Raw genomic sequence first — 7,671 nt, forward strand, 5'->3', positions numbered from 1 at the left:
GGTTGACCGTTGACGGCCGTGCACCTGATAAGCATGATCAATCAGCCGCTGACGGGTAGCCGCCGGTCTCGTCGTGAATTTCCCTTGAGGATGGCATCGGCCGCATCCAGAAGTTCGTCGGGAGAACGGGGTGCCAACCCCCGGACAACAGGTTCCCAGAAGTCGGTACCAGGTTTGGCTTCAACCTCGACCCGCTGCGGCCGGGGCGCTGCCGTCTCAAAAGCGATCCGCAATGAATGAAGATGGGTACGCGGTGTCGGTGCGTCGGTCTTCTTGCTGAACAAGGGGTCGCCGACAATGGCGTGGCCGACCCAGGCGAGGTGGACGCGAATCTGGTGCCTGCGGCCGGTCACGGGCATCGCAAGGACCACGACATGCTGGTCGTCATCCCAGAGGTTCACGAAGTCGGTACGTGACGGGTAGTTCTTACGTGCCAGCAGGTTGGCGGCCTTGACATACCACGTGCCGACCGCTGGATCATGCTCGATATGCTGCCGTTCTGCTGCTACTCGAATCCTGCCGCTGCCAGCGGTCAGCAGCGGCAGGTCGATGGTGCCCCGGTCAGGAAAGTGGCCAGGCTGGCATATCGCCAGGTATGCCTTGGCCACGGTTTGCTTCACGAACTGGCGAGTGAGCGCGCCATGGGATTTCTGCGTCTTGGCGAGCACCACCGCGCCCGAGGTCACCTTGTCGATTCGGTTTACCCACCACAGGAGCTCACCGGCGTCGGCAGCCATCGTGACGAGGTCTGTGTCGTGGCGTTCACCCATGACGGACAGCCCAGGTGGCTTATTGACCACGAGCGCGAAGTCGTCCTCCCAGAGAACGATCCGCTCTCGGAGCCCACTCCAGTCCGCCACTAGTGTTTACCGCGCGCCTGCGGCACCGGCAGCACCGGCAGCACCGGCGGGTGCCTCGTACCCTGGGATGACCAGCGGCGGGACGCCCGGCGAACCACCGGCGAACAGCTCCGCCCGGGCACTCACAAGATCTTCAACGGTCCAGCGCGCGTCCCGTTCGACCCGACCCACCTCGTGCCACGGCCCGATCCAGATCACCTGGCCACCGCCCACGCAGAAGACCTGCCCGTTGACGTCGGACGCGTGCGGGCTGGCCAGAAAGGCGACCAGCGGCGCGATGTTCGCCGGCGAAAGCTCGTCGAAACCGTCCTCCACCTCCTGCGTCATACCGATCGTCGCGGTCAGCCGCGTCCGCGCCCGTGGTGCGATCGCGTTGACGGTCACGCCGAAGCGTTCCAGCTCGCGGGCCAGGACGAGGGTCATCGACGCGATCCCCGTCTTCGCCGCGGCGTACGAGGACTGCCCGGGATTGCTGAACAGGCCCGAGTCGCTGGTCGTGTTGATGATCCGCCCGTAGGTGGGCTGGCCTGCCTTCGAACGTCCGCGCCAGTAGGCGGCGGCAAACCGTGACGGCGCGAAGTGGCCCTTGAGATGGACGCGGATCACCGCGTCCCAGTCCTCCTCGGTGACGTTGAAACTCATCCCGTCACGCAGGATCCCGGCATTGTTGACCAACACGTTCAGGTCGCCATAGGTGTCGACCGCCTGCTGAACGAGCCGCTGGGCACCGGCCCAGTCCGCGACGTCGTCCCCGTTGACAACCGCTTCGCCGCCTGCGTCACGGATCAACTGCGCGGTCTCCTGAGCCGGTGTCGCATCCGCTCCGAGCCCGGTGCGGTCGCCACCAAGATCGTTGACAACGACCCGGGCGCCCTCGGCCGCGAGCCACAGGGCCTCCTCCCGTCCGATGCCCCGGCCCGCCCCGGTAACGATGGCCACCTTGCCGTCCAGTGAGCTCATTGCGCCCCCTTCTCTCGACCTCTGTCCGAATACAGTGAACATAGTTCAATATTTCATTCGGACAAGTGAGTGCGATCGCGGACCGTCAGTGCTCCGGGGACTACGGCCTGCGGACGCGCGATCTGACGATCGTCGCGCGCCCTTTGGCCCACTAGACGGTCACGGGCGGCTCGGCTACCCCGAACACCTCGTTGAAGCAGTCGATGGTGATGCGGCGTCGCACGTCCTGCGCCACGTCGTCGAACAGCTCGTGCAGCACCTTTTGGGTGTTCGGGAAGGTCCCCTCCAGATGTGGGTAGTCACTGCCCCACATGACGTTGCGGAAACCCAGCGCGGTCGCCGTACCGATGGCGCTGGGATCATGCTGGAAGGATGCGTAGACCTGGCTGTAGATGATCTCACTGGGTCGCCGCGACAGCTTGGGGCGAACGAACATGTCGTGCTGGCGGTAGGCCTCGTCCATCCGGTCGGCGAGCGCCGGGACGAACGTGGCACCGCTTTCAGCCATCACGATCCGCAGGCCGGGGTAACGATCCAGCACACCGGATGCCACGAGATGGGCAACGGTGCGCTGGGCCGGGTAGAAGGTCTCCACGTAGTTGATGACGGCGCCACCCGGGCCCCGGGCTACCTTCTGTTCGGCACCGGTGCCGATATGGAAGCAGATCGGGATGTCAGCCTCGGCCGCGGCCGCCCACAGCGGCTCCCAGACCTCGTTGTTGAAGTCGCGGCCTTCCGGCGGGGTCGCCGGCAGGAACACCGCCCGGTAACCGGCCGACACGGCGCGCGCCAGCTCGGCGACGGCATCGTCGGTGTCAAGCACCGAGACCACGGCTACTCCCACGAAACGCGGCGAGACGCCCATGACCTCCGACAGGCACCAGTCGTTGTAGGCCTTCCCGCACTCGCGGGCCAACTCCCGATCAGTCATGATCGTCGTCCAGAGCGCCCGGGACGGGAAGACGACCTCGGCCCAGACCCCCTGCTCGTCGAGGTCTTCCAGCCGGATGCGAGGGTCCTCCGCGCCGGGCGGCCGCATCGCGTCGGAGAACGCGATCGGATCGCGGCGAATGATCTGCCCGTCGACGTAGACGGTCTCCCTGCCATCCGCCCGCTCGGCGCGTGGAGCACGGTCCGCGAGCCGCTTCGGGAGGGCGTCCCTCCACAGATCGTGCGGCTCAAGCACGTGCGAGTCCGCCGAGTTGACCCAGATCTTCACCATGTGCGACTCCCCGCCACTCGGTATAACGACTTTATCTTGTATACCTCAATTCGAGCGGAGTGTCGCCTCTGCCGCAGGCCCCCCGGCAAGGGGGATGACGGGCCCCGTCAGGATGGTGACGGGGACGCGGGGGTCACGCCGGCGGCTCGCGCCCGGGTCTCGGCGAGCCGGTTGCGCAGGCCGCTGATCACGGTGTCCAGGCCGTACTCCCGAAAGTCACGCCCATGCAGGTTGACCTGGGCGGGACCGACCAGGTCCAGCGCGGGGAAACCAGCGGCCACCGGCGCCCGGCTACGAGGTGCTCGCCGTCCCCGCATCGCCGCCTCCACGTTGAAACGGCCGTACATGAACGTGTGGACCGTTGCATAGGCGAGCCCGGCTTCGGTCTCGTCAAACCCGGCGTCCAACAGGAACGACAGGGAGGCCTCCATCAGTCGGCGGCCGTTGGGCGGCAGGCCCGGTGTGTCGGCCAGCCGCGCGGCAACACCGGGATAACGGTCCAGGGCATCCGCGACGGCCAGCGACAACGTCCGCAGGCGCTGCTCCCAGGAGCCCTGGTCGGGTACCCGCACCTGCGCGAGCACAGCGTCCACAACAAGATCTACCAGGGTCTGCTTGTCGCGGACGTGGTGATAGAGCGCCATCGGGGTGGTGCCGAAATGGCCTGCGACGGTCCGCATGGTCAGGCCGTCCAGGCCGAGCTCCCGAGCGAGATCCAACGCCACCGACACGATCTCGTCGAGGCCGAGCGCGGGCAGCCGCTCGCGGGGTTCTGTCGGCGTCATCGCCACTACACCTCCAGCTCCCCGCCGGGACGATTGATCCCAGTTCCCAGGACTACCTCGCGAGAACTACCCGAAGACGGCGTCCTCGTCACGAATCATCCTGGGAGTCTAGAAGGCCACGCCCCCGTCGAGCCGCAGGGTCGTCGCGTTGACGAAGTCCGCATCCGGCCCGGCCAGGAAGGCGACCGCGGCAGCGACGTCCTCGGGCTGGGATTCGCCGAGCAGAAGCTGGGCCACCTTGGCCTTTTGGATCTTGGGATCGATGGCCACTGCGAGACCGGTTGCAACGATCCCGGGCGCGAGCACAACGGTGCGGACGTTGTACCGGGCGTACTCCTGCGCCACCGTCCGGGCGAGCCCCTCCAGCCCGCTCTTGCTCGCCGCGTAGTTGGCCTGGCCATGGTTACCCATGACCGCCGCCACCGAGGAAAGATAGACAATCCGACCGTACCGGCGCCGCATCATGAGCCGTAGTGCGTGTTTGGTGCACAGGAACGCGCCCCGGAGATTGACCCGCTGCACCTCGTCCCAGTCCTCGACCGGCATCTGGACGAGGAGCCCGTCCCGCGTGACAGCCGCATTGTGGATGAGGGTGTCCAGGTGGCCCAACGATCGGGCCGCATCGGCCAGCGCCTGCGCTGTGGACTCCTCGCCGACGTCGCCCTGCACGAGGACGACGTCGGCGGGATGGCGGTCACGAAGCTGCGCCAGCTCATCCACAGAGTGCTGGTAGTTGGCGATCAGGCGTGCCCCCCGGTCCACCAGGGTCTGCGCGATGACCAGCCCGAGGCCGCGCCCGGCGCCGGTGAGAGCGATCACCCGCCCGTCCAGACGCCCCGGCACCGCCGTCGTGGTCCCTGCCGTGGTCCCTGTGGTGGTCCCTGTGGTGGTCCCTGCCGTGGTCCCTGTGGTGGTCATGGATACACCACCGGGGCCATGCCACAGGCGGCGTCGAACAGGTGCTCGACAATGCACCTCACCATGGCGGGCGGGACGGTCCGCACGCCGGTCCGGTAGGCATATCGCACGTGTTCAGTCCCCTCACCGGTCCCGTTCCCAGGCCCGTCGTCACCTTCCTCGATCACCACCGCCGGCCGCAGGAAGTCCGGTACGGCGGCGATCCTTGCCTGGGCATGCCGGGCGAACGCGAGCCCGCGCCGGCCCAGGTGGTCGGGGAGCCAGTCCAGCGCGGGGATCTCCACATCGATGATGTCGGCACCTGCCGGTGGGCGCCGCAGGCCCACCGGCAGCTCGGTGACGTTCTCGGCGGGCACCGAGATCACCGCCGGCTCGCTGTCGAGCATGACCAACAGCGGATCACCGGCGCCGAGGTGTGCGTGCACCTGACGCTGTTCGCGCGCGTCGGGCCACACGGACGCGAGCACCCAGTCAGATGACGTCGAGGTGCCCGGTACACCGGCCGGCAACAGGCGATGCCGCCAGACGACCCGACGGACACCCTCGAACACGACCAGCACATTTCCGATCTTCATGCTGTTCACGACGAGACCTGCCGGGCGTTCCCGGCGAGCCCGGCCAGCTCCGGGACGGTCCCGGCCAGCTCCGGGACGATCGGCACGGCGGGGGCATCGGGGGCAATGGGCGCAGTGGGCGCACCCGGGCGACGCCACACCCGTGGGCCGGCGAGCAGCAGCGCCGCCGGCAGGATCACCCGGCGGATCACCACCGTGTCCAGGATGACGGCGAGCGCGAGACCGATGCCCAGCTGCTGAACGACGCTGATCTGTGCCGTGGCGAACGCCGCGAAGACCGCGACCATGACCAGGGCGGCGCTGTTGACCATCGATGCCGTCCGCCCGAGACCTCCCAGAACGGCCCAGGAGTAGGGCTCGCCGGCGGAGTGGAACTCCTTGATCCGAGACATCATGATCACCATGTAGTCGATGCTGAGACCGAACATCACGGCGAAGAGCAGCACGGGGGTCACGCTGTTCACCGACTGGTGCAGGCCATGCTGGCAGATCAGGACCAACGCGCCGAGCCCGGCGGTGACGACCAGGCCGTTGAACGCCAGAGCCAGGACGGGAACCGCCCAGGAGCCGAACGCCGCGAGCAGGATCAGGAAGGTGGCCACGGCAACCAGGCCGATGATCACAGGCATGGAACGGACGACCACATGATCGAAGTCCACACCCTGAGCGGTGACGCCGGTGACCGCCACAGTGACCCCACTCCCGGCCGCCGCCGGCAGCTCGGACCGCAGCCGCCGGACCAGATCGTGGGTGGCCGTGGAGTCCGGATCGGCGGTGGGCGTGACCACGAGCTGGGTCACGGCCGTCTCCCCCGCCCCGGTCGACCAGAGTTGGTCCAGCGCCGTGCGGGCGCCCACCGGCAGACTCGCGCGGTCTGAGTCGATCGCCGTGATGAGCGCGTCCCGGCGCAGCCCCAGCGACGCGACGCTGGACACGCCGCCCACGGTCGGGGTTTTGGCTGCGACGGCCGCGGCGCGGGTCGCGGCGTCGACGAGGCGCGCAGTCCCGCCGGCCCCACCCGAGCTGGTCAGCACCACTTGGACGGGGAACAGGTCACGCGCCTGGAGGTTCGCGCGAACCAGGTCGAAACCCTTGCGTGCCTCGTCGTCAGCCGGCAAGATCGATGCGGAGGCCACCGGGACCTCCAGGCGCAGCGCCGTCATCGGCCATGCCAGGGCGAGCATGCCCGCAACCGCCAGCGCCAGCACGATGGCGGGACGCCGGTAGAGCCGCGGGACCGGCGGTGGCACGGTCCCCGCCGCCGCCGTCGCCGTCGGTATGGCGGCCCGGCCGCCGAGCCGGACGGTACCCCAGTCAATGCGGTGACCGAGCAGCCGCAGGACGGCGGGAAGCAACGTCATGGACGCGGCCATGGCCACCGCGGTCACCATGAACCCGCCGAGTCCGATGCTGGCGAACACCATGATCCGCGGGACGAACAGTGCGAGCAGTGCGGTCATGACCGCCAGACCGCTGAACACCACCGAGTGCCCGGCGGTGGCCATCGCGGTGGTGACCGCGGCCGGCACATCCCCGCCACGACGGAGCTCTTCCCGGAACCTCTTGACGATAAACAGAGAGTAGTCGACCGCCACCGCAAGACCGATCAACGACAACGCGTTGGTGAACAGGATCTGCAGGTCCACCACGTGCGCGATGCCATAGGCCAGACCCTGCGTGCAGGTGATGGCCACCACGGCGACACCGATCGGGACGAGCATTGCCGCCACCGACCGGAACACCAGCAGGAGGACGACGAACAGCACCGGGAAAGCGATCATCTCGGCGTGTTCGACGTCTTTCTTGGAGTGCACGTTCAACGCGTAGTCGAGCGCCGGCTGCCCGGTCACGTCGACCTGGGCGCCGTGCACCGCGCCGGAGACCGCGCTGCTCAGTGTGGGTGCCAGATTCTGCGCCACCGTGTCACTAGCATTGACACTGACGGTGAGCAATGTGGTCCGCCGGTCCTGCGACAGCAACGCCGGGTCATCGCCGTAGTCCCGCACCGCGGTCACGTCAGCCAACCCGGCCGCGCTGGCGCGCGCGGCCGGCACAAAGTCGGTAACCTGCCCGGCATCGGTGTGCAGCACCACGAGAAGCGTGTGCGGCGGGATGTGGAAGGCACGTTCCAGTACTGCCGCGGCATCACCGGCGCTCGATCGGGGATCGGTGAAACCGCCGGCCTTGAGATGTGCGTTCAGGGCGAGACCGAAGGGTGCCGCGAGCACGAACAGCACCAGCCACCCGACCACGACCGTGCGAGGACGTGCGCATACGACAGTGGCGAGCCTTCGAATCACGGTGCCTGCCTCGTCCGGAGGTCGTCAAGATTGGTCAGATTGGTCAGATTG

Annotated in this window: 7 protein-coding genes; all 7 read right to left on the bottom strand. The window is 67.8% G+C overall.

Annotated elements, in window-relative coordinates; translation table 11 throughout:
- Positions 1-41 precede the first annotated feature (41 nt).
- Positions 42-860, bottom strand: a complete 819-nt coding sequence (locus tag U9980_RS13350; protein WP_322768203.1) for an RNA pseudouridine synthase — start codon at positions 858-860, stop codon at positions 42-44.
- A gap of 6 nt (positions 861-866) precedes the next feature.
- Positions 867-1,820 (bottom strand): SDR family oxidoreductase, encoded by a 954-nt coding sequence (locus tag U9980_RS13355; protein WP_322768204.1) that lies wholly within the window; start codon positions 1,818-1,820, stop codon positions 867-869.
- Positions 1,821-1,971: 151 nt separating this feature from the next.
- Complete coding sequence (locus U9980_RS13360; protein WP_322768205.1) at positions 1,972-3,042, bottom strand: amidohydrolase family protein; 1,071 nt, start codon at positions 3,040-3,042, stop codon at positions 1,972-1,974.
- 107 nt (positions 3,043-3,149) lie between these two features.
- On the bottom strand, positions 3,150-3,827 hold the full coding sequence (locus U9980_RS13365) for a TetR/AcrR family transcriptional regulator (RefSeq protein WP_322748185.1): 678 nt from the start codon (positions 3,825-3,827) through the stop codon (positions 3,150-3,152).
- A 108-nt stretch (positions 3,828-3,935) separates the two neighbouring features.
- Entirely contained in the window at positions 3,936-4,745 is an 810-nt protein-coding gene (locus U9980_RS13370) for an SDR family oxidoreductase (RefSeq protein ID WP_322768206.1), read from the bottom strand.
- Entirely contained in the window at positions 4,742-5,329 is a 588-nt protein-coding gene (locus U9980_RS13375; protein ID WP_322768207.1) for a hypothetical protein, read from the bottom strand. The genes U9980_RS13370 and U9980_RS13375 overlap by 4 nt, the downstream gene beginning before the upstream one ends.
- Positions 5,326-7,620: an MMPL family transporter gene (locus U9980_RS13380; protein ID WP_322768208.1), complete on the bottom strand. Its 2,295-nt coding sequence runs from the start codon at positions 7,618-7,620 to the stop codon at positions 5,326-5,328. Before U9980_RS13380 ends, U9980_RS13375 begins: the two co-directional genes overlap by 4 nt.
- Positions 7,621-7,671 lie beyond the last annotated feature (51 nt).

Source organism: Protofrankia sp. Cr1 (assembly GCF_963555865.1).
GTDB lineage: Bacteria > Actinomycetota > Actinomycetes > Frankiales > Frankiaceae > Protofrankia.